The organism is Enterococcus sp. JNUCC 77, assembly GCF_054819945.1.
In genome coordinates this window covers 2308895-2333254 of the sequence record NZ_JBTHIG010000001.1, presented here as the reverse complement: position 1 = coordinate 2333254, position 24360 = coordinate 2308895, and the positions used below count along the sequence as shown (strand labels likewise).

Annotated in this window: 20 protein-coding genes; 14 read left to right on the top strand and 6 right to left on the bottom strand. The window is 36.8% G+C overall.

Annotation, left to right across the window (positions count from 1 at the left end):
- Positions 1–37: 37 nt before the first annotated feature.
- A complete protein-coding gene (locus ACVWNY_RS11270) occupies positions 38–802 on the bottom strand; it encodes a DeoR/GlpR family DNA-binding transcription regulator (protein WP_218326465.1) in 765 nt (254 codons plus the stop codon).
- A gap of 160 nt (positions 803–962) precedes the next feature.
- Between ACVWNY_RS11270 and ACVWNY_RS11265 the strand changes: the two genes are divergently transcribed.
- The 13 genes from ACVWNY_RS11265 (at position 963) to ACVWNY_RS11205 (ending at position 18363) form a co-directional block, all read left to right on the top strand.
- On the top strand, positions 963–1826 hold the full coding sequence (locus ACVWNY_RS11265) for a ketose-bisphosphate aldolase (RefSeq protein ID WP_218326464.1): 864 nt from the start codon (positions 963–965) through the stop codon (positions 1824–1826).
- 171 nt (positions 1827–1997) lie between these two features.
- Positions 1998–3413, top strand: coding sequence for an L-arabinose isomerase (gene araA, locus ACVWNY_RS11260; protein ID WP_218326462.1), 1416 nt, complete (start codon positions 1998–2000; stop codon positions 3411–3413).
- Positions 3414–3445: 32 nt separating this feature from the next.
- Positions 3446–3910 (top strand): RpiB/LacA/LacB family sugar-phosphate isomerase, encoded by a 465-nt coding sequence (locus ACVWNY_RS11255; protein ID WP_218326461.1) that lies wholly within the window; start codon positions 3446–3448, stop codon positions 3908–3910.
- A gap of 114 nt (positions 3911–4024) precedes the next feature.
- The gene (locus ACVWNY_RS11250) at positions 4025–5029 is read left to right on the top strand and encodes a dihydroxyacetone kinase subunit DhaK (RefSeq protein WP_218326459.1); all 1005 of its coding nucleotides are present in this window, start codon (positions 4025–4027) and stop codon (positions 5027–5029) included.
- A complete protein-coding gene (gene dhaL / locus ACVWNY_RS11245; protein ID WP_218326457.1) occupies positions 5026–5682 on the top strand; it encodes a dihydroxyacetone kinase subunit DhaL in 657 nt (218 codons plus the stop codon). Before ACVWNY_RS11250 ends, dhaL begins: the two co-directional genes overlap by 4 nt.
- On the top strand, positions 5675–6445 hold the full coding sequence (tpiA, locus tag ACVWNY_RS11240; RefSeq protein WP_218326455.1) for a triose-phosphate isomerase: 771 nt from the start codon (positions 5675–5677) through the stop codon (positions 6443–6445). Before dhaL ends, tpiA begins: the two co-directional genes overlap by 8 nt.
- A gap of 19 nt (positions 6446–6464) precedes the next feature.
- Positions 6465–8360, top strand: coding sequence for a PTS fructose transporter subunit IIABC (locus tag ACVWNY_RS11235; protein WP_454071388.1), 1896 nt, complete (start codon positions 6465–6467; stop codon positions 8358–8360).
- Positions 8361–8543: 183 nt separating this feature from the next.
- A complete protein-coding gene (locus tag ACVWNY_RS11230) occupies positions 8544–10286 on the top strand; it encodes an ABC transporter ATP-binding protein (RefSeq protein ID WP_218326454.1) in 1743 nt (580 codons plus the stop codon).
- Complete coding sequence (locus tag ACVWNY_RS11225) at positions 10276–12150, top strand: ABC transporter ATP-binding protein (RefSeq protein ID WP_218326452.1); 1875 nt, start codon at positions 10276–10278, stop codon at positions 12148–12150. The genes ACVWNY_RS11230 and ACVWNY_RS11225 overlap by 11 nt, the downstream gene beginning before the upstream one ends.
- 67 nt (positions 12151–12217) lie before the next feature.
- Positions 12218–13153: an NADP-dependent oxidoreductase gene (locus tag ACVWNY_RS11220; RefSeq protein ID WP_218326451.1), complete on the top strand. Its 936-nt coding sequence runs from the start codon at positions 12218–12220 to the stop codon at positions 13151–13153.
- A 3-nt stretch (positions 13154–13156) separates the two neighbouring features.
- A complete protein-coding gene (locus ACVWNY_RS11215) occupies positions 13157–13474 on the top strand; it encodes a hypothetical protein (RefSeq protein ID WP_218326450.1) in 318 nt (105 codons plus the stop codon).
- Between the two features lie 145 nt (positions 13475–13619).
- Positions 13620–16355: a YhgE/Pip domain-containing protein gene (locus ACVWNY_RS11210; protein WP_218326449.1), complete on the top strand. Its 2736-nt coding sequence runs from the start codon at positions 13620–13622 to the stop codon at positions 16353–16355.
- A 175-nt stretch (positions 16356–16530) separates the two neighbouring features.
- Entirely contained in the window at positions 16531–18363 is a 1833-nt protein-coding gene (locus tag ACVWNY_RS11205; RefSeq protein WP_218326447.1) for an amino acid permease, read from the top strand.
- Between the two features lie 40 nt (positions 18364–18403).
- Here the strand turns inward: ACVWNY_RS11205 and ACVWNY_RS11200 are convergent, their stop codons facing one another.
- The 5 genes from ACVWNY_RS11200 to ACVWNY_RS11180 form a co-directional block, all read right to left on the bottom strand.
- Positions 18404–19057 (bottom strand): ABC transporter permease, encoded by a 654-nt coding sequence (locus tag ACVWNY_RS11200; RefSeq protein ID WP_218326446.1) that lies wholly within the window; start codon positions 19055–19057, stop codon positions 18404–18406.
- 4 nt (positions 19058–19061) lie between these two features.
- Complete coding sequence (locus ACVWNY_RS11195) at positions 19062–19979, bottom strand: osmoprotectant ABC transporter substrate-binding protein (protein WP_218326445.1); 918 nt, start codon at positions 19977–19979, stop codon at positions 19062–19064.
- Positions 19980–20618 carry an ABC transporter permease gene (locus tag ACVWNY_RS11190; RefSeq protein WP_218326443.1) on the bottom strand — a complete coding sequence of 213 codons (639 nt, stop codon included), beginning with the start codon at positions 20616–20618 and terminating at the stop codon, positions 19980–19982. It abuts the gene before it with no gap.
- 3 nt (positions 20619–20621) lie between these two features.
- On the bottom strand, positions 20622–21800 hold the full coding sequence (locus ACVWNY_RS11185; protein WP_218326442.1) for a betaine/proline/choline family ABC transporter ATP-binding protein: 1179 nt from the start codon (positions 21798–21800) through the stop codon (positions 20622–20624).
- A 218-nt stretch (positions 21801–22018) separates the two neighbouring features.
- Complete coding sequence (locus ACVWNY_RS11180; protein WP_218326441.1) at positions 22019–22903, bottom strand: VOC family protein; 885 nt, start codon at positions 22901–22903, stop codon at positions 22019–22021.
- A 124-nt stretch (positions 22904–23027) separates the two neighbouring features.
- On the opposite strand from ACVWNY_RS11180, the gene queA reads away from it, so the two are divergent.
- Positions 23028–24059 carry a tRNA preQ1(34) S-adenosylmethionine ribosyltransferase-isomerase QueA gene (gene queA / locus ACVWNY_RS11175; RefSeq protein ID WP_218326440.1) on the top strand — a complete coding sequence of 344 codons (1032 nt, stop codon included), beginning with the start codon at positions 23028–23030 and terminating at the stop codon, positions 24057–24059.
- Positions 24060–24360: the final 301 nt, after the last annotated feature.

The following is a 24360-nucleotide window of genomic DNA, read 5'->3' as shown; positions in this document are numbered from 1 at the left end:
GCTTTACAAACATCGAACTGTTTGTAAAGTCTTTTATTTATTCTGCGGGTAATATAACTTCGATATCATTTTCTAGGCAAGCTTTTTCAAGATCTAACGGTAATTTTGCATCGGTTATCAAGACATCTATTTGATTTAATGTTAAAGCTTCACAAAAGAAAGCTGTTGAAAATTTTGAACTATCTACTAATAAAATCGTTTTTGCTGTTTTTTTGTGGAAACTCTTTTTGACTAACGCTTCTGACTCAGTCAAATCGGTGATGCCATGAGTATTTATTCCTTTGCAAGATAAAAAGAGTAAGTCGGCATTGTGTTCTTCAATATATCTTAAAGCGTGATAGCCATTTACACTGGATCTTTTAGAATAGACTTCACCACCCGTTGAAAAAATTCGATTATTGGTTTCTTCAGATAACATGTGAGCAGTCAACAATCCGTTAGTTACAATGGTGAGATTATTGAAATAGCTTAATTTTTGCGCTAAGTAAAAGCAAGTGCTGCTGGAATCTAAGAAAATAATTTGATTTTCAGAAATATAATCCAGTGCCAGTGCAGCGACGATTGCTTTTTTGTCGCCATTATCTAAATTGGTGACGGAAATAGGCCGTTCAAGATGGGCATCTTTTACATAAAAAGCACCTCCGTTGACTCGCTCGACATCTCCTCTTTTTTCTAACTGAGTTAGATCTCTCCGAATAGTTGCTTCACTGGAAAAAAATTGTTTGGCTAAGGAAGAAACAGTTTGAAATTTCTTTTTCGCTAAAACGTCTAGTATTTCTTCTTGTCTTTTGTGTAATTTCATCCGCTAGACCTCTTTTTAAACTATTATCCCAAACCACTTGTTCAATATCAATCAAATAAGCAAATAAAAATGCTCGAATAGCAACTTTACGGGAGGATATTGTTTATATGTTTGCAAAGGATATACTTTATTTGTAAATAAAATTTTGGAGGTAGATACGATGCTTTATACGATGAAAGACTTATTAAAGGTGGCAAAGGAGAATAAATTTGCCGTTCCAGCATTTAATATCAGCAGTTTTGATATTTTAAAATCGATTATTGAAACGGCTGAAGAAACAAATTCTCCGGTGATTTTAGAAATTCATCCGTTGGAGATTGATTATGTTGGCGATAATTTTGTTTCAGTAGTTCAAGAATATGCTTTAAGAAGTCAAGTTCCTGTGGTTATTCATTTAGATCATGGTGCTGATATAGAAAATGTGACACGAGCAATTAAAAATGGTTATACATCTGTGATGATTGATGCTTCCCATGATTCACTTGAAGACAATATTGCAATTACGAAAAAAGTTGTTGAGATGGCGCATTCAGTTAATGTTTCAGTAGAAGCTGAAATTGGAACGATCGGAAATAATGGTAGCTCTGAAGGTGGCAGTTCTGAAATTATTTATACTGATCCAGAACAAGCAATTTATTTTGTGAAAGAAACTGGCATCGATACATTAGCGGTAGCAATAGGGACGGCCCATGGTTTATATCCAAAAGACGTAACGCCAAAATTAAATATTCAATTGTTAAAAGAACTAAATCAAAAACTGGATATTCCATTTGTTTTACATGGTGGATCAGGAAACCCTGACGCAGAAGTTTCTGAATCAGTGAAATACGGGGTTGCAAAAGTAAATATTTCTAGCGACGTCAAAAGTGCTTTCTTTGCTGAATTAAGTAAACAGTTGGTAGAGAATCCAGATGTTTATGAACCATTTGAGGTTTATACTTCTGCCAATGAAGCAGCTAAAAAAGTTGTGAAACATAAATTTACGGTGATGAATACAATTGGTGCAGCAAAATATTATAAATAATCTATGGAGAAGTCTTTTTGCAAAGAGACTTCTTTTTTTGCTCCAAAATGTTCGTAATCGAAAAAATGACCACGCTTTCTTGATTGCCATTCAACATTCGCGCCGTATATTGATTGGCAATGAACAAATATATAAAATCAAACTAGATAAAAACAAGGAGGATTTAAAATAATGCAGAATGAATTTTGGTTTATCGTAGGTAGTGTTGAATTTTACGGCGAAGAAGCCTTATCACATGTTCGCGCTCATGCTGAAGAAATGGTTGATTATTGGAACAGTAATCAAGTTTTTGAATTTCCTGTGAAATTAAAAGAATTAGGTATTTCCTCCAGTAATATTGAGAATCTTGTATTAGAAGCCAATTATCGAAAAGAAGTCAAAGGTGTCATTTTTTGGATGCATACTTTCTCTCCAGCTAAATCTTGGGTGAAAGGCTTAAAAAAATTGCAAAAGCCAATGTTGCATTTAGCTACTCAATATAATGAAGAATTGCCATGGCAAACAATTGATATGGATTTTATGAATTTAAATCAAAGTGCCCATGGTGACCGCGAATTTTCTTTTATCAATAAAAGGTTAGACATGAAAAATAAAATTGTTGTCGGTTATTGGCAGGATGAAACAGTGATTGAACAAATCAATTGTTGGATGAACTTAGCAGAAACGACGGCTGTTTCTGAAAATATTAGAATTGCTCGTTTTGGTGATAATATGCGAAATGTTGCGGACACTGAAGGGGATAAAGTTTCTGCTTTAATCGATCTTGGTTGGGAAGTTGATTATTACGGTGTCGGTGATTTAGTTGCTGAGATGGAGCAAGTATCAACAGCAGAAATCGATCAAGTATATCAAGAATATTTAACAGAATATGAAATATCTGATGAAAATAAGCAGTCTGAATTTTTTGAAGAACATACAAAAGAGCAAGCTAAAATGGAAATTGCTTTAGAAAAATTTCTTATTAAAAATAATTATCAAGGATTTACTTCAAATTTTGAAGATTTACATGGTTTGAAACAATTACCTGGTCTGGCTGTTCAACGATTGATGGTCAAAGGATACGGATTTGCTGGCGAAGGTGATTGGAAAACTGCTGCTTTGACATATTTACTTAAACATTTAGCAAAAAACAATCAAACAGGATTTATGGAAGATTATACTTATAACCTCAATAAAAATAACGAATACATTATGGGAGCCCACATGTTAGAAGTGGATCCAGTGTTAGCAAATGAAAAACCAATTTTGGAAGTGGCACCTTTAGGAATTGGCGGCAAGGAAGACCCTGCTAGATTAGTTTTTGGTGGAAAGGCAGGTTCGGGAACAGTCACTTGCATGATTCACAATGGAAATGAATACGAAATAATTATAAACAAGATTGAAGCAATTAATTGTAAAGCAGCTGATTCCCCTAATTTACCTGTAGCTTGTGTTTTGTGGAAACCATTACCAGATTTCAGCCAAGGAGTTCGAAAATGGTTAGAAGCAGGTGGTGGTCATCATACAGTTTATTCTTTAGCTTTAAATGCAGAGCAAATTACTGACTTATGTGATTTGCTAAATCTTAAATGGACGCTGATTAAATAAAACTGACTAAATAAACGAAGGAGCATGGCAAAATGAAAATTGGTATTGGATCAGATAGTAACGGCATCGCTTATCGTGATGATTTATTAAAATTTGTGAATGAATTAGGACACGAGGCAGAAGTTGTCTTGTTACAAGAAAATGAAGATTATCCAGATGTGGCTGTCGCATTAGGAAAGAAAATATTAAATCAAGAGTTTGATCGTGGCATTTTAATTTGTGGTACTGGGATTGGCATGGCAATTGCCGCAAATAAAGTCCCTGGCATCCGTGCGGCGAATATTACTGATGCTTACTCGGCTGAAAGAGCGGAGTTGAGTAATCATGCACAAATCATTACTTTTGGGCAACAAGTTTTAGGTTTTAATCTAGTAAAAGAATTAGTAAAAATCAATCTAGGTGAAACATTTGTCGATGGTCGATCAACACCAAAAATTGAACGCATCATGACTTATGAAAAAGAATTAAAAAATATTACGGTTAGCGGGATTAATTAATGACAACATTATGATTGCGTCGTTTAAGAAACCGGTATCAGATGACGGTGACTAATAAATATATCGGTCTGTTGATTGTAAAAAAATTGATATCAATCTGAAAGGATTATCGTTATGAAAAAAATAATGAATCATCCAGAAAACCTTGTGGCTGAAATGATTGAGGGAATTGTTTTATCTTTTCCCTCCGCTTACGAGCGCATTAATGATCAAAATGCGCTGCGTTATATTAACAGAAACGAAAAAAAAGTGAGTATCGTAGTTGGCGGTGGTAGTGGGCATGAACCAATGTTTTTCGGCTTTTTAGGAAAAGGTTTGGCGGATGCAGTAGCTATCGGAAATATGTTTACGGCACCAAATCCGTTGTTAGTTGTTGAAACAGCTAAAGCAGTCGACAATGGTGCAGGGATTCTTTTTCTATATGGTAATCATTCTGGCGATCTTTTAAATTTTGGTATGGCAACTGATTTATTGAGACTTGACGGTGTTGAAGTTGAAAATATCGTCGTTTCTGATGACATCGGCTCTTCCGATAATATGAATAAACAAGAGCGACGGGGCGTTGCTGGAATTGTTTTTGTCATAAAAATTTTAGGTGCCGCAGCTGAAAGAGGTTACAGCTTTTTAGAATGTTTACGTATCGGAAAAAAAGTCAATCAGCGACTTTATTCGTTAGGTGTTGGAATTAATCCGGGCATCAATCCATTGACTGGAAAACCTAATTTTGAAATAGCTGAAGATAAATTGGAATTTGGGATTGGTGTCCACGGTGAACCAGGAAAAAATCTAATCGATCTAATGTCGGCAGAAGAATTAAGCCGGTTGATTGTACAGAATCTTGGAAAAAATGAGGCTTTTAAAGAAAATGCCAAGATTGGAATTTTAATAAATGGGTTAGGTTCGTTCACTTTGATGGAAGAATTGTTGATTTCAAGAACCATTCTTCAAGAAACGCAAAAGATGGGCTTATCAATTGTTGATGTAGTCATTGGAAATTATTTCACGACCAATGATATGAATGGATTTTCGGTTTCAATTCTTGAGATGGATGATGAATTGATTGATCTATACCACGATGACTATTCGATGCCTTTTCAACAAATTGGAGGCAAAAAATGAAAACGATAACAATTAACCAATTAAAAGACATGCAGATATCCGTGGCAGATACAATTATTGAAAATCGAGAATATCTTGGTGAAATTGATCGGAAAATTGGCGATGGCGATCATGGAGAAGGGATGTATGTTGGGTTTTCAGCGGTAAAAAAGATGCTAGCACAAAATAAAAAGTATGAGACGGTTAGTGATTTTTATAAAGACATGGGCATGGCTCTCTTGTCTTCAATGGGCGGAGCTTCCGGCGTTCTTTTTGCCAGTATTTATATTTCTTTAGCAGAAGAAACAAAAGATGCGACACAATTAGAAGTGAATCAACTAATCAAAGGCTATAAAAAAGCGGTTGAATGTATAAAAAAACGTGGGGGTGCCTCAGCGGGCGATAAAACGATGGTTGATGCGTTAGAACCGGCAGTTAAGGCGATGGAAAAGAATTTTTCAAGAGAAGCTGATTTTGTGACGATTCTATCGACGGCAACCACGGCTGCTGAAACGGGGGTTTTGGCGACCAAAGAAATGGTTTCAAAACATGGACGCTCAAAAAATCTCTACGAAAGAACATTAGGCTTTCAAGATGCCGGAGCTACTTCGGTCGCATTAATTTTCGCGACAATGTTGGAATATGTTAGCGAGGTGGAAAATAATCGTGAGTAAGATTTATCTAGGCACTAATCTGAAAATGTTTAAAGGTTATCAAGAAACGCTTGAATACATTAAAAGGGTGAATGAAATCACCCAAAATATTTCCTCGGACATTCAAGTATTTGTGATCCCTTCTTTTTTAACAATTAGTGAAGCTATCGAAAAAACACAACAAAAAAATTGTTGGATTGGTTCGCAAAATATGGCTAGTATAGCAGAAGGTGCGTATACCGGCGAAATTTCGCCAAAACAATTAAAAGAAATTGGCGTCACCATCAATGAATTAGGACATTCGGAAAGAAGACAATTTTTTGGCGAAACCGATCAAGAGTTAGCTAAGAAAGTTAAAGCTTCCGTCGATTTTAAGATGCGTCCACTTTTATGTGTTGGTGAAAATGCATTGGAAAAAGACAGCAATGCTAGCTCTGCCACTGTCTTACGACAATTACAAATTGGTTTGGCAAAACTGACTGTTGAAGAACTAAAAAATGTCATGATTGCTTATGAGCCAGTCTGGGCCATCGGTGAAAATGGTGTACCAGCTGAACCAACGTATGTGGAAGAAATCCATCAAGTAATGCGTGATTGTTTAATGACTTTGGCTGGAGAAATCGGACAGGAAATTCCGTTGCTCTATGGCGGCAGTGTGAATTTAGCGAATTACCAAGAGCTTTTATCTAAAAAAAATGTCGATGGTTTATTTATTGGTCGAACAGCTTGGGAAATTGAAAAATTTAAAGAAATTATTTTATTCGCAAATAAAAATTATGTTTAAAACATAAGGAGGAAAAAAGATGGAATTACATGAAATGACCAGTCAAAAGCTTATTTTAGTCAATCAAAAATTGATCAGTAAAGAGGCAATCTTGAAGGAAATGATCGAGTTGTTTTTTGCTCAAGGAATTGTCGCTGATAAAAAAGCTTTTTTGGATTCAGTCCTGCAAAGAGAAGAAGAATCTGCTACCGGGATGGAAAATGGTTTAGCAATTCCCCACGGAAAAAGTTCAGCAGTTTTAAAACCAGCTTTTGCGGTGATGACTTTAGAAAACCCTTTGACAAATTCTGCTTGGGAATCTGTCAATCAAGAAAATCAAGTTGAAACTATTTTTCTTTTAGCAGTACCGGCAGATAAAGCTGGCAGCACTCATTTAAAATTACTTTCTGAATTATCTGTTCAATTAATGGATCCAAATTTTATCCAATCGATTCATCGAGCAACAACAGCGCAAGGAGTTTACACGATTCTACAAGATCGCGATCAAAAAAAATCTGAAGAAGATGCGGAACCAGTGGTTGCTACGGATAAATTTATTGTCGGTGTAACTGCCTGCACGACGGGTATCGCCCATACGTATATGGCTGCCGAAGCTTTGGAAGAAGCTGGAAAAAAATTAGGCGTCAAAGTGCATATTGAAAAGCAAGGTGCCAGTGGTATTGAAGATAGGTTAACCAAGGAAATGATTGCCCAAGCGGACGGCGTAATTTTTGCGGTAGATACTAACGTAAAAGAAAAAGAACGTTTTGCCGACAAACCTTTTGTTGAAGTAAAAGTTGCGGTGCCGTTAAAAAAAGCCGAATCATTATTAACGGAAGTTTTAGAAAATCCGCAAGGTAAAGTTAAAATTGCCAACAAAGTCACGGACTCCAGTAACGAGTCACAAGAAGAGAAAAAAGGCATCTATACGCACTTTATGACTGGTGTTAATTTTATGTTACCGTTTGTCATTGCCGGTGGAATTATCACAGCGTTAAGTTTTGCATTTGGGATTGAAGCCAGTGATCCAACGAGTGCATCTTATAATGTTTTAGCTGCTGCTTTAAATGAAATCGGTGGCGGAACAGCTTTAGCTTTAATGGTACCAATTTTAGCTGGTGGGGTAGCTTATTCCATTGCCGGACGTCCCGGGATTGCACCAGGTGTGATTGGCGGAATGTTAGCAAGTACAAGTGGCGCAGGATTTTTAGGCGGATTAGTCGGCGGGATGTTCGCTGGTTATCTGACAGCTTTTATTGTAAAACATTTAAAAGTACCAAAATCAATTCAAGCGTTATCAAATCTAATTATTGTCCCGTTACTTTCAGTTTTAATCACCGGACTAGTAATGAAATTTTTAATTGGTCAACCAATTGCAACCTTAATGAATTTCCTTAATGATTGGTTAAATTCATTAGGTACAACGAATGGCGTACTATTTGGCATATTAATTGGCTGCTTCATGGCGTTTGACATGGGTGGACCGTTAAATAAAGCAATGGCAACATTTGCGATGGGGATGATGGCTAATGGTGTGTACGAACCAATTGCCGCTTGTATGGTGGCAGGAATGACGCCGCCGTTAGGAATTGCTTTGGCAACTGTTTTATTCAAAAAGAAATTCTCGCAAAAAGAAAGAGAAGCAGGAATGTCTTGTTGGATTATGGGTGCGTCATATATTACTGAAGGCGCAATTCCTTTTGCAGTCGCAAATCCCTTCCGAATCATTCCGAGTTTGATGGCGGGTTCAGCAGTCGCGGCAGCTATTTCAATTACTGCAGGTTGTGCTTCAAGAGCACCACATGGTGGAATTTGGGTAATGTTTATTCCAGGTGTAATGAATAATTTATTGATGTATATTGTTGCAATTGTTGCTGGTACGGTTGTAACCGGATTATTAGTAGGATTAGTCACAAAAAATCCTAACAAAGTATAAAAAATAAGTTAAACGATTACCGTAAAAATAAATTCTGTTTATCATAAACTATTCTTCTAAAATTGAAGGGTAGTTTTTTATTTTGTAATTTCTTATTTTAGAGGGAAAATATTAGAATTATGGGCAATAAAAATTTATACTAGGTAAGAAAGTATAATTATTATTTTGAAAGGAAGTGAAGGAATGCTGAAAAAACTATTAGCCAATGTTGGAGAGTATAAAAAACAATCGTTATTAACGCCGTTATATACCTTTGGTGAAGTCTTGATGGATGTAATAATGCCCTTAATTATGGCGGCCTTAATCGACCAAGGAATTCAAAAAAGTAATAGCGGGAAAATACTTGAATTTGGTGGACTTTTATTTGTTTGTGCTATTTTTGCTTTATTTTCGGGAACTTTAGGCGCTCGTTCGGCTGCCAAAGCGTCAGCGGGTTTTGCTAAAAATTTACGCCATACCTTGTTTGAAAGAATTCAAGGCTTTTCATTTTCCAATATTGACCGTTTTTCTGGCTCCAGTTTGATTACACGGATGACCACCGATGTCACCAATGTTCAAAATGCCTATCAAATGATTATTCGAATCTTGGTGCGTTCACCCTTGATTTTGATTTTCTCTTTGATTATGACATTTTATATTAACCGTGATTTATCATTGATTTATGTAGTGGTGGTACCGATTCTAGGGATTGGTTTAGGAATTATTGTCCATTTTGCCCATCCAATTTTTATGAAAGTGTTTCGTACATACGATCGGTTAAATCAAGTGGTTAATGAAAATTTACAAGGCATTCGAGTTGTAAAAGCTTATGTGCGAGAAGATTTTGAAGAAAAGAAATTTAGCGATGTTTCTCAAACGGTTTATAACAATTTTTCGAAAGCGCAAACGATTGTAGCTTTTAATATGCCGTTATTACAAATGGCGATTTACACTTGTATGTTGTTGCTTTCTTGGTTTGGTGCTCGTTTTATTGTAGATGATAGCTCATTTTCTACAGGTGAACTAGTGAGTATGTTCAACTATACGATGCAAATTTTGATGAGTTTAATGATGTTATCAATGACATTTGTTCAATTGATGACGGCGCGTTCTTCTGCTGAACGGATTACCGAAGTGTTGGATGAAGAAAGTGATTTGAAAAATGGTGCCAATCCATTGATGAGTGTCTCAGATGGTTCGGTCGTTTTTAAAGATGTCTGCTTCAGTTATCAAGATGACATGGATAAGCTAGTTTTAGAAAATATTAATTTATCGATTCAATCGGGTGAAGTAATCGGGATCGTCGGTGGAACCGGAAGTTCAAAATCTTCTTTGGTTCAATTAATTCCACGGCTGTATGATGTAACTCAGGGACAGGTCTTAGTTGGCGGAAATGACGTACGGGATTATGATTTGGAAACCTTACGAGATCAAGTTGGCATGGTTCTGCAAAACAATGTTTTATTCTCTGGTACAATTTATGAAAACTTACGCTGGGGAAATCCTCAAGCAACAGATGAAGAGGTCCAAGCTGCAGCTAAAGTTGCCCAAGCCGATGAATTTATCAATGAATTTCCTGATGGCTATAATACGATGATTTCTGAAGGTGGGAATAATGTTTCTGGTGGACAAAAACAGCGTTTGACAATCGCTAGAGCGTTACTGAAAAAACCAAAAATTTTGATTTTGGATGATTCTACTAGCGCAGTAGATACTAAAACAGATCGTGCGATTCGTGATGGCTTGGAAAAAGAAATTCCCGGGACTACTACCTTTATTATTTCTCAACGGATCAGCTCAATTCAAGATGCCAATCGAATCATTGTGCTGGACGACGGTAAGATAAATGGCGTTGGTACCCATGATGAATTGATGGGAAACAATCAAATCTATCAAGAAGTCTTTAATTCTCAAGAGAAAGGGTTTGGTGAAGCACATGAAGAATAAAAAAATGCCCACTAACCCGATGAAAACTTTAAAGCGCTTGTTAGGTATTATGATCAAGCAATATAAATTCCGTTTAATGATTGTTTTTGTCATGATTTTATTTAGTGCTTTTGCTAATGTGCGGGGCTCATTATTCTTACGAGTAGTTATTGACGATTACATCACACCATTGATTGGTTCGAGCAATCCTGATTTTAGTGGTTTGTTAAAAGCAATTTTGACGATGGCTAGTATTTATGTGGTTGGAATTCTAGGAACTTTAGGATACAACTTAATCATGGTGCGGGTTTCTGAAGGTACGCAAAAGAAAATTCGGGATGAGATGTTTGATAAGTTGGAGCAATTACCGTTAAATTATTTTGATTCCAACTCTGACGGCGATATTATGAGTCATTTTACCAATGATACTGATACCTTACGACAAATGATCTCACAAAGTATCCCCAATTTACTGACCGCTTTAGTGACTTTTATTTCTGTCTTTGTTGCGATGATCAGTTTGAGCATTCCATTGACAATATTTGTGATGATTTCAGTTACTGCCATGATGTTTATGATTCGTTTTATTTCTCAAAGAAGTGGGCGTTTCTTTGGTGCGCAGCAAAAAAATATTGGTCTCGTTAATGGTTATATTGAAGAAATGATGCATGGTCAAAAAGTGGTTAAAGTATTTAATCACGAAGCCGCTTCGATTGCTGAATTTGATGAAATTAATGAAAAACTCAAAGAAAGTGCGACAGATGCCAACAGTAATGCCAATATGTTAATGCCCATTATGATGAACTTATTAAATATCCAATATGTTTTGGTAGCAATTATTGGTGGCTTACTAGCGGTTTACAATGTATCTATTTTGACAGTAGGGATGATTGCTTCTTTCTTACAATTAAGTCGTTCATTAAACGGTCCTATCAGCCAAATTTCCCAACAAATTAATTTCGTTATTATGGCGTTAGCTGGTGCGGATCGGATTTTTGAATTGATGGATGAACAGCCAGAAACAGATGATGGTTACGTTACTTTAGTAAACGCCAAAGAAGAAAACGGTGTGATTACTGAAACTACTGATCGGACTGGTATGTGGGCGTGGAAACATCCTCATGAAGACGGTACGACTACCTATACAAAATTAACTGGCGATGTCCGCTTTGAAGATGTTGACTTTAGTTATGATGGTAAACATGTTGTCTTGCATGATATTAATTTATATGCAGAGCCAGGACAAAAAGTTGCTTTTGTTGGAGCAACGGGTGCTGGTAAGACGACAATTACTAATTTAATCAATCGTTTTTACGATATTCAAGATGGAAAAATCCGTTATGATGGCATCAATATCAAAAAAATCAAAAAAAATTCCCTACGAGGTTCTTTAGGAATGGTTTTACAAGATACGCATTTATTTACCGGGAGTATCAAAGAAAATATTCGTTACGGTCGTTTAGCAGCGACTGATGAAGAAGTCTATGCAGCTGCAAAATTATCAAATGCTGATATGTTTATTAAACATTTGCCGCAAAAATACGACACGATCATTACAGGTGATGGTGAAGGCTTGTCACAAGGGCAACGTCAATTATTAGCAATTGCTCGCGCTGCAATTGCAGATCCGCCAGTAATGATTATGGATGAAGCGACTTCTAGTATTGATACGCGAACAGAAAGTATCGTTCAATCTGGAATGGATCGATTAATGGAAGGTCGCACCGTTTTCGTGATTGCCCATCGCTTATCTACTATTCAAAATTCTGATGTGATTATGGTAATGGATCACGGTCAAATCATTGAACGGGGAGATCATGACAGCTTATTAGCCGAACATGGGTTATACTATCAACTATACACAGGTAAAGTTGAACTGGATTAAATAAAAAGACAAGACACTGTGTAGTTGCTGCATGGTGTTTTTGTCATTTAAAGAAAGGATGAATCAAATGAAAAGATTTGCAATCAAAGATTATGGAAAAGCTGCTGATGTATTTGAAGAAATTGAGGCGAGTTCCCGAGAAGTTGATGCTACCCATGTCAGAGTGGAAGTGAAAGCTTTTGGCGTAAATCCTTATGATGTGTCGGTTCGTTTAGGAAATATGAAAAGTTTCCGTCCTTTGAAATTTCCTTATGTCTTAGGCAATGATTCGGCTGGGATTGTGACAGAAATTGGTGCAGATATCAAAAATGTGGCGGTAGGAGATGCAGTCATTGCACATTCTGTCGGAGGTGCTAATGGTGAAGAATTAGTTTTACCAGGACATAAATTAATTAAAAAACCTGAAAAAATGTCATTTGCACAAGCTGCTGGTTTCGTGACACCATGGATTACGGCATATAACATGGTGACTCATTTATTAGGAAATCAAATTGGTGAAATAGTCATGGTACAAGGAGCTTCAGGTTCAGTTGGCTCTTTATTGGTTCAATTATTAAAAGCCAACGGCAAAAAAGTTTTGGCGACTGCGTCAAGTCGTAATGAGGCTTATGTGCGTGAATTAGGGGCGGATGAATTTTCTGCTTACGACAAAGAAGATGCCGGTGAAAGATTTGCTGAGACAGCTGACACTGTGATTGACGGAACAAAGGGTGGTCGTAGCAGTGCTTCAGGTGTGAAAATTATGAAAACTGGCGGCAATTATGTGGCCTTAAATCAGTTGCCAGAGGATCAAAGTAAGGCTGGAAACTACTTACATTTTGGTCCTTCAAAAGATTATTCAGATCTAGAAGCCTTAGAAAAATTAGTAGCATTGTATGAAAAAGATGCTATACAAATCAAGATGGCTGATAGTTTACCTTTTACTTTGGCAAGCGTGATTAAAGCCCACGAAATGTTAGAAGGTCATCCACCAGCTGGAAAAATTGTAATTGAAAGGGTGTAAGGGATGAATCAAGAAAAATGGCAGATGGTTTTAGCGAATTTTGATGAGTTGAGTTTTATTGATACCGGCTTCTATCGTATTAGAGAAACCGAAAATGGTTATAAAATTGCTTATTTAGCTCCCGGACCTTGTGGTGAAAAAGTTCAGAATCCCGAAATTACCCTAGAAAAAAATTCTGATGGAGTCAATCCCGTTAGTCTGATTGATTTGGAAAGTACACCGATTGTTCGCCTGCAAGCAGCCGATCAAGAACAGCTGTTGGTAGCGACTGATGCACTGTTAGATAAATTTTTACAGGCAAAGGCGTTAACTTTTTCTTAATAAAATTTACCAAGAAAAGGTTTTCAATTTTGACAAAATAAAATAATTGTCGCATTTTGGCCTCCAACAAAAGTCGCTAGGATTGAATTGTAGGGAAAAAGCATGCTACATTAAATAAGCGAAATTATGTGAATGGGTGAATGCAATGAAAATTTTACAGTCATTAAAAAATACCTTTAAATTATTTATCTTAGATTGGAAACGAATCGGGAAAAACCCGATTGCCGTATTCTTGATGATTGCACTAATGGTGATTCCATCACTGTATGCGTGGTTTAATATAAAAGCCTTATGGGATCCATATTCTAATACTAGTGAATTGCCGATTGCGGTATACAGTAATGATGCTGGGACAACTTTTCAATCGCAGGATGTAGAAATTGGTCAGCAGGTGATTGAAAATCTGCATCAAAATAAACAACTTGGCTGGCGCTTTGTAGATTCGAAAAAGGAATTAACAGAAGGCGTCAAGTCAGGCAAATATTATGCAGGTATTTATTTACCAAAAGAATTTTCCAGTGATTTAATGAGTTTTACTACTGGTGATATCAAGAAACCAAAAATTGAATATTATCTAAATCAAAAGATTAATGCGATTGCGCCTAAAATTACTGATAAAGGGGCCACCTCCATTCAATCAGAAATCAGTACCGAATTTATCGGAACTGCTAGCGACACCTTGTTGAAGGTTTTCAATCAAGTAGGGTATGACATCGATAGTAATCTGGTATCGATCAATAAAGTCAAAGATCTGATTTTAACAACCAATGATAATTTAGACGAAATTGATAAATACACCCAAGAAGTAGTGGCTCTGCAAGGGAAAATGCCAGAATTAAAAGCTAAACTTGCCAAAGCTAATGAATTGACGGCTTATCTACCTGAAATCGATCAAATGGGACAAAAGCTAGTAAAATTAAATCAACAAATGCCGACGATTCAAAAGCAAGCCGGCGTAATTTTAACGATTCAAGATAAGATTCCGGAAATCCAACAAGCCGCTGGACAATTAAATCAAGTGGACAGTGATTTTGCAAATATTCAACAAACGATGACTGACGGTATTAACGATGCTAAACAAGGATTACAAGTTATCCAACAAGTGCAAGCAATTTTACCGGATGTTGAAAAATTAGGAAACCAAGCTACTGATTTTGCTGATGCCACTAAAAAGGGTGCCGAACAATTACAAGCTGCGATTCCTAATATTTCTAACAGCGTTCAAGTCACGTTGACTTCGATAGGTGAAGTAGCTAATACTACTAGCGCGATTAGTAGCCAAATTTCAACCTATCTAACAGATCACCAATTAACTGATCAAGAAAAAGCAGATATTAATCGATTGATAACCGATTTTCAAAGTAACATTGCGAATCAACAAACTGCAATTGATGGTCTAACCAATTTATTAGATCAATTAAAAACAGCCGCCGATCAAAATGGTTTGACTGAACAAAGCCAAAAGTTGGCTACTCTGATTAGCCAATTAACAAATTTGAAAGATGTATTGACCGATATAAACAATCGTCTGACTTCATTAAACACGGCTGTCCAAAATGGCAATGTTGATGAAGCCACTCAGCTGTTGGATCAAATTACAGCTGCCGCAAATAATATTTCAACCTTAGTTGGTAGTATTGATGTTAATGCTGCTAGCGGTATTGTGGAAAATGTGCTGACAAAACTAATCACTACGATTGATACGGCACAAGGAGTCTTAACCCAAGCCCAACAAATTGATTTTAATTCATTGCTGAACTCAACGGCTAAAACAGTCAATCAAGCTGTGACGATTTTAGAAAAATATCAAGCTCAAATGCCAGCAATTGGCCAAGAAATTCACGATGCCAATACATTGCTAAGTGGTCATATGACTGAAATTGTCGGGGGTATCAATACGGCGGCAGATTTATATCAAAATGAACTGCCAGTGGTAGCAGATAAATTAAACACCGCTGCTAATTTTGTCCAAAACGATTGGCCTGGAGTGAAAAGTGATTTAACTAATGGCTTGAATGTCGCAAATCAAAAATTGCCTGATGTCGAAAATGCGCTAAATCTGGCGACTGATTTAATTAATAATGATTGGCCTAGTTTAAAAGCAGGTATTCAAAAGGCTGCCACCGCCATCAATCAAGGAGAAAAAACAGTTGACTTAGGCGAGATTGTAAAATTACTGAAACTAGATGCAACAAAAGAAAGTGATTTCTTCGCTAGTCCTGTCGAATTGAAAACAAATACTTATTATCCGATTGAAAATAACGGCTCAGCCAGCACACCTTTTTATACAGCATTGTGTTTATGGGTGGGGGCAGTATTATTTTCAAGTGTCACAACCACCAGTTTTGCTTTAGATAAAAAAGATCGCGGGCGTTACACTAAACGAGAACAATATGGTGCACGTTTAGGAACTTATTTAGTTGTTGGCACGATTCAAGCTTTAATTGTAACGCTGGGAAATTTATTTATTCTCGGTGTTTACACAAAAGATCCAGTGGAAAGTGTCATCTTTGCAGTTTTAGTTGCACTGGCCTTTACTATGATTGTATACACCTTGGTTGCGCTATTTGGAACAGTAGGAAAAGGGATTGCGATTATTATTTTAGTACTGTCGATTTCTGGCGGAGGCGGAAATTATCCAATCCAAGTTTCTGGGAAATTTTTCCAAGCGGTAAATCCATGGTTACCTTTTACCCACGCAGTGAATCTATTACGGGAAAGCGCCGGCGGAATTTATTGGCCGAATGCTACACCAGCGATCTGGATTTTGATTGGCTTATTCGTTGGTTTTGGCGTGATCGGAGTATGGATGTATCCGGTGTTAGAACCGCATCTAAAAAAACTTACAAAGGTTGCCCATGAAAGTAAAATTTTCCATTGATAAAGAGTAACGAACGACAGTTATTTTTGACTGAAGTTCGTTGCTTTTTTTTGCTGAAAAAATAACTTATATTTTTTTGAAAATAAGCTTTTTAATGATTGAAAAAAATGATTGACTTTTCACATGGAGGCGAGTAATATTGCGCTTGTTTGCAGTAATTAGAGGAGTGGAAAAAGTGGATTATCTTAAACGTTTATTAGTGGGACGCCCATTAAAATCTTCGGAGGACGAAGGCCAAAGTTTATCCCGTTTTGCAGCACTTGCAATGCTGTCTTCTGATGCATTATCATCAGTCGCTTATGGAACGGAGCAAATTGTTGTTGTGCTGGTCACTTTATCAGCAGCTGCAATTTGGTATTCTTTACCGATTGCTGCAGTCGTTTTAGTTTTATTAACATCTTTAATTTTATCTTATCGACAAATTATTCATGCCTATCCCCATGGCGGTGGCGCTTATGTCGTGAGTAGTGAAAATTTAGGAAAGAACGCCGGTTTAATCGCTGGTGGTTCACTTTTAATAGATTATATGTTGACGGTGGCAGTTTCTGTGTCAGCTGGAGCTGAAGCAATTACTTCAGCCATTCCGTCGCTGTATGCTCACCGAGTCGCAATTTCGATTGTGATTGTTTTGTTAATTATGCTGATGAATTTACGCGGTTTGCGAGAATCAGCTGGATTTTTAATGTTTCCGGTTTATACCTTTATTGCAGTGATTACGATTTTAATTTTATATGGCATCTTTAAAGTTGTTACCGGTATGGATGCTTATCATGCGACAGCTGCACCAGGAGCGCTGGTACCGGGTGTTACGATTGCTTTATTGTTAAGAGCCTTTTCATCTGGTTCTTCTTCTTTAACAGGGGTAGAAGCGATTAGTAATGCTGTTCCATTTTTCAAAAAGCCAAAAGCTAAAAATGCTGCCGGCACTTTAGCGATGATGGGTTTAATCTTAGGATTTTTCTTTACGGGGATTACTTTTTTAAACTACTGGTATGGAATTGTTCCTACAACAGAAGTAACCGTCTTGTCGCAAGTTGGTTCAGCAGTTTTTGGTGGTCAAGGAATCATGTATTATTTGTTACAGTTTTCCACCGCTTTAATTTTAGCAGTTGCAGCCAATACTGGCTTTTCCGCTTTTCCAGTCTTAGCTTATAATCTAGCCAAAGATAAATACTTACCTCATAATTATCAAGACCGAGGTGATCGTTTAGGTTATTCCAACGGGATTATAACTTTGGCATTGGGTTCAATTGTTTTGCTTTTGATATTCCAGGGATCAACAGAACGTTTAATTCCTTTGTACTCAGTCGGCGTATTTATTCCATTTACCTTGTCACAAACAGGGATGGTTTTAAAATGGCGCAAAGAAGGCAAAAATTGGTTTAGAAAATCGATTGCTAATATCATTGGGGCTGCGATTTCTTTTTCAATAGTGGTAATTTTATTTGTTTTCCGCTTGCCTGATATTTGGCCATTCTTTATTATTATGCCTATTCTGATGTATATTTTTTATCGCATTCATACCCATTATAAAAATGTGGCGGAGCAATTACGGATTGCCAATGATGAACCGATAAAAATTCATGAATATGACGGAAATACAGTGGTGGTTTTAGTCGGGAATGTTACCCAAGTGAATGTTGGCGCCTTAAATTATGCTCAGTCAATTGGGGATTATGTGATTGCGATGCATGTCTCGCTAGAGGAAAATGAAGAGAAGGAAAAAGAAATTCGAGCAGAGTTTAAAAAACATTTTCCAGATATCCGTTTCTCTGTTGTTCGATCACCGTATCGTTCAATTATTAATCCAGTTACCCGCTATGTTAAGCGGATTAGTAAAACAGCTAAAGAAAGAAATTATACTACGACGGTCTTAATTCCTGAGTTTGTTCCTAATAAAGCTTGGAAACGTTCGTTGCATAATCAGACGGCGCTACGTTTACGTTTGAAATTAGCTTATCGCGATGATATTATCATCTCAACTTACAATTATCATCTGAAAAAATAAAGAAGACGACTATCAATTTTTTTGATAGTCGCCTTTTTGTTTATCGGTTGGTAGGATCTAGTCTTCTTTCGACAATACCTAATAACCAGTCGGTAATAATTGCCATTAAAGCGGTAGGTAACGCACCAGCTAAAATAATGGACGTGCCATCTGTGGCATTGGTTCCGCGAATAATAATATCGCCTAAACCACCGGCACCAACGAAGGCACCAATCGCAGTAATTCCGATTGCCACGACTAAAGCATTTCGAATCCCTGCCATAATGACTGAAACAGAAAGAGGCAGTTCAATCATGTAAAGTCTTTGCCAAGCGGTCATTCCCATGCCTTTACCAACATCTAGTGCATTGCGATCGACTTGTCGCATACCAGTATAAGTATTTTTGATAATCGGTAACAAAGAATAAAGAAATACTGTCAGAATAACAACATTTACCCCTAAACCTAAGCCCAACATTAAAATAGAAATCATCGCTAGTGAAGGAATCGTTTGAATAATATTTGCAATTCGAATGATCCAGTTGGCTAATTTAAAGTGCTTAGAAATAAATATCCCAATCGGAATCCCCACAAGTGCCGCAAACAACACACCATAAATAGAAATCAAAAAGTGACGAGTGAACTGGGAGAAGACATAAGCACCATTGGTTTGGAAATAGTAGAAAAATTGTTGGAATGTATTCATGTTTTCCATCTCATCACTTCCCTTCAAAGTAGTTGTTTTCTTTTAGAAACTCTTCAGCTACAACAGATGGTTCAAGTAAATCATTATCTGCCCGATAATTTAATTTTTGCATTTGTTCGGTATCAATCGTACCACTTAATTTATTCATGGCTTCTTTTAAATCTGGATGTTCCTTTAATAAACGATCAGTGACCACCGGCGCGGCATCATAAGGTGGAAAGAAACTCAAGTCATCTTCCAGCATCACCAAATCATAACTAGCAATCCGGCCATCAGTCGAATAGCCTAAAACGATATCCATTTTTCCAGCATCCACAGCATCATAAACTAAACCAATCTGCATCGGTAAAATAGAATTAAAGGAAAAGCCATAGGTTTCTTGGAAGCCATCATAGCCATCACCTTCACGGGTAATCCAAGCGGTATCAACACCGGCTTTTAACTCACCAGCCATATTTTTTAAGTCACTTACTTTAGTTAAATTATATTTTTCAGCCGTGTCTTTTCTAACTAGAAAAACGTAGGTATTGTCAAAACCATAAGAAGGAAACCAAGTTTGATCATAGCGTTTTTGAAATTCATCACTGACAATCTCAAAAGCTTTTTTAGGATCTTTTTCAGCTGGTAAACCTAAAGTAGTTGTTACATCGGTTCCAGTATAACGAGCCGCTGAAATAGAGGCATCGCCATTGATCATTGCTTGGTGATTAATCGTTGTGGTAGCTAAATTATTTATGGTAGTTGTATTTAAATCAGTATAATGTTCAACCATACCACTGACAATGCTGGCTAAAATTTGTGCTTCTGAGGTGATGCCACCCGTAATTGCTACTGTATCTTCAGTATTATTAGAGGCTAATCCAGGAAAAGAACAACTGCTAAAAAGTACCAATGAAGCCGTTAAAATGAATAAAAGTTTGATTTTCTTCATTTATTCCACCTCCTGTTTTAAAGCAGTCGGTGTCAATTTGTTTTCCAATAATCCGAGTAGAAAATCAGAAAGCAAAGCAATAATAATAACTGGTACAGTCCCTGCGATAATTAATGGCGGTTGGAAATTATTTAGTCCACTAAAGATTAAGTCTCCCAAGCCACCGGCACCGATATATGAAGCCAAAGTCGCCCAAGCGATAACATAAGTTGCGGCTAAACGAATCCCAGCCATGATGGTTGGCATGGCAATCGGTAATTCGACAGAAAAAATTGATTGTAAATTGGTCATCCCCATACCTTTGGCCACATCACGATAATTCCAATCGACATTTTTCATACCGATATACGTATTACGTAAAATTGGCAATAAAGAATAGATAAATAGCGCAATGACTGCCGGTAATTTACCCACGCCAAAGAAAGGAATCATTAAGGCCAATAAAGCTAAGGAAGGAACCGTCTGTAAAACTGAAGCCAAACCGATCACAAAAGAAGAAATTTTTTGAAATCTAGTTAAAACAATGCCCAACGGTACAGCTACCAAAATTCCTAAAGCTAAGGCCAGTGCAGAAATATAAATATGCTCGGCACTTTTCGTTAGAATTTGTCCGCCGTATTCATTAATAAATGCTTGCACAAGCTACGCCCCCTCTCCATTGGTGGCAACACTTTCGGCAGCTTCAGCAAAGGAATCTTCTTCGCCCCATAAAACATCGTAAATAATATCAACTAGCGATACCCTTGTCAGAATACCCACTAAACGGTCGTCATCGTCAACTACCGGTACGTATTTAACACCACGTTTTAAAATTCTTTGTAAACTATCTCGCACCAAAGCAGATTTCTTCACATAAAATACTTTTGGATTATAAATTTCACCGATACTAATATTTTTGCCAGTTCGACGCATTTTATCAATCGTTTCAACATCGACAAAGCCTTTCAAGACATTGTTTTCATCGACAACCAATAAAGTATCTACCCGTTTTTCTCGCATCAGTGAGATAGCGCTTTGCAAGCTTTTTTCTGATGTGATGGAAATTGCTCGATCGGTCATTAATTCACCAACCGTTGTTGTGTCAGGTTTGGCTTGTAATAAGCGATCTTCGCCGATTAATTCTTCAACAAAAGAATTAGCAGGATGTTGCAAAATATTTTCGGGAGTATCATATTGAATGACTTTTCCGTGATCCATTATTGCAATGCGATTGGCTAATTTTAGCGCTTCATCCATATCGTGGGTAACAAAGACAATTGTTTTTCCAAGACGTTCTTGTAAATCCTTCACCAAGTCTTGAAGTGAATCTCTCGTAATCGGATCCAAGGCACCGAAAGGCTCATCCATTAAAATAATATCTTGATCTGCCGCAAGCGCTCTCACTACACCAATCCGTTGCTGTTGACCACCGGAAAGTTCATTAGGATAACGATCCAGCATTTCTCGAGGCAACTCGACTAAATCAATCATCTCTTCGGCTGTTTTATTACGTGTTGCTTGATCAACTTTTAGTAATTTTTGGACCAAAGTAATATTTTCACGAATAGTCATATGGGGCATTAAGCCAATACTTTGAATCACGTAGCCAATTTGACGGCGTAATTCGACTGGATTTTTTGTTTTGATATCTGCCCCATCAATTGTGATCGTTCCTTTAGTTGGATCAATCATTCGATTAATCATCCGCATCGTTGTTGTTTTACCACTACCACTAGTACCAATAAAACAAACGAATTCACCTTGGTTAATCGTTAAATTAACATCTTCAACGGCAACTTTATTTCCGTTGTAAACTTTTGATACATTCTCAAAATGAATCATTTTTCCACCTCTTTTTTTAATCAAAAATAATGAGTTCATTAAATTAAGTATGAGGTTAATTGGAAAAAAATGCAAATTTGGTGTGAATAATAAAGAAACGACAGCGTTTTTTCAACTATGGAAAGCGATTAAAAGAACAATCTTTTTTTTCAAAAAAACACCTAAAATAAATTGTCATACTACAAAAAAACGACTTGAGTGAATTCAAGTCGTTGACCTTATTTATCTGGATATAAATGAGCCTCAATTTCAGTACGTTGATCAGCTAAAAAAGGAGGCAAAGCCAAAGTTTCGCCTAAATGCTCCAAGTCTTCATCTAAAGTAAATCCTGGTTTCAACGTAGCAAATTCTACACGAATCCCACCAGGCTCACGAATATAGAGACTTTTGAAGTAGCCGCGGGTAATTAATTTTTCTACCTGCCAATTTTGTGAGAGAGCCTTTTGGTGTAAAGCTTCTAACGACTCATCATTTTCTACAGCAAAAGCAATGTGATCGATACTGCCACGACCCATACGGGTTTTTTCAGTCGATTGACTTTGGAGAATCGCAACATAATGATTTGCTTGAGGCTCATAACGATTATCAACAAAAGACCAATCCAATAATTTTTCAAAAAAATCGATTGTTGCTGCTGGATTTTCCACATAAAAATGAATGGCACGAATATCGATGATTTGCCGATCGGCGGGGATCTCATTTAAGACCAATTTATTTTTTTCTAAACTAGATATTTGAGTTTCAGTTAAAGTAATTAAAACATCATCTGGATCATGTAAAATAATCGTATTTTCTTTCGCTTCATACGAGACGCCAAATTTTTCTATTCGTTCTTGCCAATATGACAAACTATTTTTCGGTAGATTCAAACCAATCTCAGCCAAATACTCACGGTTGTCATAGCGATGGCCTAAATGGGGTACGGCAAAAAAAGTGATTACTGAACCGGCAGATCCTTGATAATCGCCGTAAAATAAATGTGGCATTCGATAATTTTCTTGATTAACGGTATTTTTAACGAAACGTAAGCCAAGAATTTCAGTATAAAAGTGAATGTTTTCTTCCTTATGACGCGTTAATAAAGATATATGATGATACAACATAAAATTCTCCTCTTTTCTTATTTAAAGTAAGTATATCTCAAAAGAAAAAGAAGGCAAATAATCAACCTGACTTTAATCAAAAGTCAAAGCGTGATAAGATAGCTGATGGAAAAGAGGAGAAGAAATGCTAACAACAGAAGATTTTGATTTTGATTTACCAGAAGAATTAATTGCCCAAACCCCTCTAGCAAAAAGAGACAGCTCAAAACTATTAATATTAAATCGCGAAACAGGCGAGGTAAAAGACACCCATTTTGATCATATTATTGATGAGTTGCAAGCTGGAGATGCTTTAGTGATGAACGATACACGTGTTTTACCAGCGCGTCTGTATGGAGAGAAACCAGAAACCGGTGGTCATCTGGAAGTTTTACTATTAAACAATATTAATGGTGACGAATGGGAAACGTTAATTAAACCAGCCAAAAGAGCCAAAGTTGGCACAGAAATTTCTTTTGGCGATGGACGCTTAAAAGCAGTCGTGACAAAAGAGTTAGACCATGGTGGGCGTATTGTTGCGTTTTCATATGAAGGCATCTTTTTAGAAAATCTAGAATCCCTAGGTGAAATGCCGCTACCACCTTATATCAAAGAACGCCTAGAAGATCCTGAGCGTTACCAAACAGTTTATGCGAAGGAAAATGGGTCAGCCGCTGCACCGACAGCAGGGCTACATTTTACTCCTGAATTATTAAAAAAAATTGAAGCCAAAGGTGTAAATTTAGTGTACTTAACTTTACATGTTGGTTTAGGTACTTTCCGACCAGTCAGTGTCGACAATATTGCGGAACACGAGATGCATAGTGAATTTTACCGTTTAACGGAAGATGCTGCTGAACAATTAAATCAAGTTCGTAATAATGGTGGAAAAATTGTTGCGGTAGGTACCACATCGATCCGTACTTTAGAAACAATCGGTACAAAATTTAATGGTGAAATTAAAGCCGATAGTGGTTGGACCGATATTTTCATTACACCAGGTTACCAATTTAAAGTTGTCCAAGCTTTTTCTACCAACTTCCATTTACCAAAATCAACTTTGGTGATGTTAGTCAGCGCCTTTGCTGGGCGTGAAAACACTTTGGCCGCTTATCAACATGCGATTGATGAAAGATATCGTTTCTTTAGTTTTGGCGATGCAATGTTTGTAAAATAGCACAAGAAAACCCCAGGCGCTCGATTCGCCTGGGGTTTTTAGATATCGGAAGGATAAGATCATTCGAAATGTTATTACTTTGATTATACATGTAAAGTATGACATGAATTTCTTGATGATAAACATAAATATTTGTTTGTTGTTACATTTTCACATAAATCTTCGATACTCTTTACGCATTTTTTTTAATTCTAATTTTGATCAACTACTCAACTGCTAATGCGCATTCACTATTTATAAAATGATACTTCACACATATATTCTATTCAATTTTCGCACTTTGGTGAATCTGGTACTACTA

What these genes read in the sequence shown, in the direction of transcription:
- ACVWNY_RS11215 (WP_218326450.1), top strand. Translation starts at nt 13,157, where the DNA reads ATGAATCAAGAAAAATGGCAGATGGTTTTAGCGAATTTTGATGAGTTG.
- queA (WP_218326440.1), top strand. Translation starts at nt 23,028, where the DNA reads ATGCTAACAACAGAAGATTTTGATTTTGATTTACCAGAAGAATTAATT.
- ACVWNY_RS11255 (WP_218326461.1), top strand. Translation starts at nt 3,446, where the DNA reads ATGAAAATTGGTATTGGATCAGATAGTAACGGCATCGCTTATCGTGAT.
- dhaL (WP_218326457.1), top strand. Translation starts at nt 5,026, where the DNA reads ATGAAAACGATAACAATTAACCAATTAAAAGACATGCAGATATCCGTG.
- ACVWNY_RS11270 (WP_218326465.1), bottom strand. Translation starts at nt 802, where the DNA reads ATGAAATTACACAAAAGACAAGAAGAAATACTAGACGTTTTAGCGAAA.
- araA (WP_218326462.1), top strand. Translation starts at nt 1,998, where the DNA reads ATGCAGAATGAATTTTGGTTTATCGTAGGTAGTGTTGAATTTTACGGC.
- ACVWNY_RS11220 (WP_218326451.1), top strand. Translation starts at nt 12,218, where the DNA reads ATGAAAAGATTTGCAATCAAAGATTATGGAAAAGCTGCTGATGTATTT.
- ACVWNY_RS11225 (WP_218326452.1), top strand. Translation starts at nt 10,276, where the DNA reads ATGAAGAATAAAAAAATGCCCACTAACCCGATGAAAACTTTAAAGCGC.
- ACVWNY_RS11250 (WP_218326459.1), top strand. Translation starts at nt 4,025, where the DNA reads ATGAAAAAAATAATGAATCATCCAGAAAACCTTGTGGCTGAAATGATT.
- ACVWNY_RS11235 (WP_454071388.1), top strand. Translation starts at nt 6,465, where the DNA reads ATGGAATTACATGAAATGACCAGTCAAAAGCTTATTTTAGTCAATCAA.
- ACVWNY_RS11195 (WP_218326445.1), bottom strand. Translation starts at nt 19,979, where the DNA reads ATGAAGAAAATCAAACTTTTATTCATTTTAACGGCTTCATTGGTACTT.
- ACVWNY_RS11180 (WP_218326441.1), bottom strand. Translation starts at nt 22,903, where the DNA reads ATGTTGTATCATCATATATCTTTATTAACGCGTCATAAGGAAGAAAAC.
- ACVWNY_RS11230 (WP_218326454.1), top strand. Translation starts at nt 8,544, where the DNA reads ATGCTGAAAAAACTATTAGCCAATGTTGGAGAGTATAAAAAACAATCG.
- ACVWNY_RS11210 (WP_218326449.1), top strand. Translation starts at nt 13,620, where the DNA reads ATGAAAATTTTACAGTCATTAAAAAATACCTTTAAATTATTTATCTTA.
- ACVWNY_RS11185 (WP_218326442.1), bottom strand. Translation starts at nt 21,800, where the DNA reads ATGATTCATTTTGAGAATGTATCAAAAGTTTACAACGGAAATAAAGTT.
- ACVWNY_RS11265 (WP_218326464.1), top strand. Translation starts at nt 963, where the DNA reads ATGCTTTATACGATGAAAGACTTATTAAAGGTGGCAAAGGAGAATAAA.
- ACVWNY_RS11200 (WP_218326446.1), bottom strand. Translation starts at nt 19,057, where the DNA reads ATGGAAAACATGAATACATTCCAACAATTTTTCTACTATTTCCAAACC.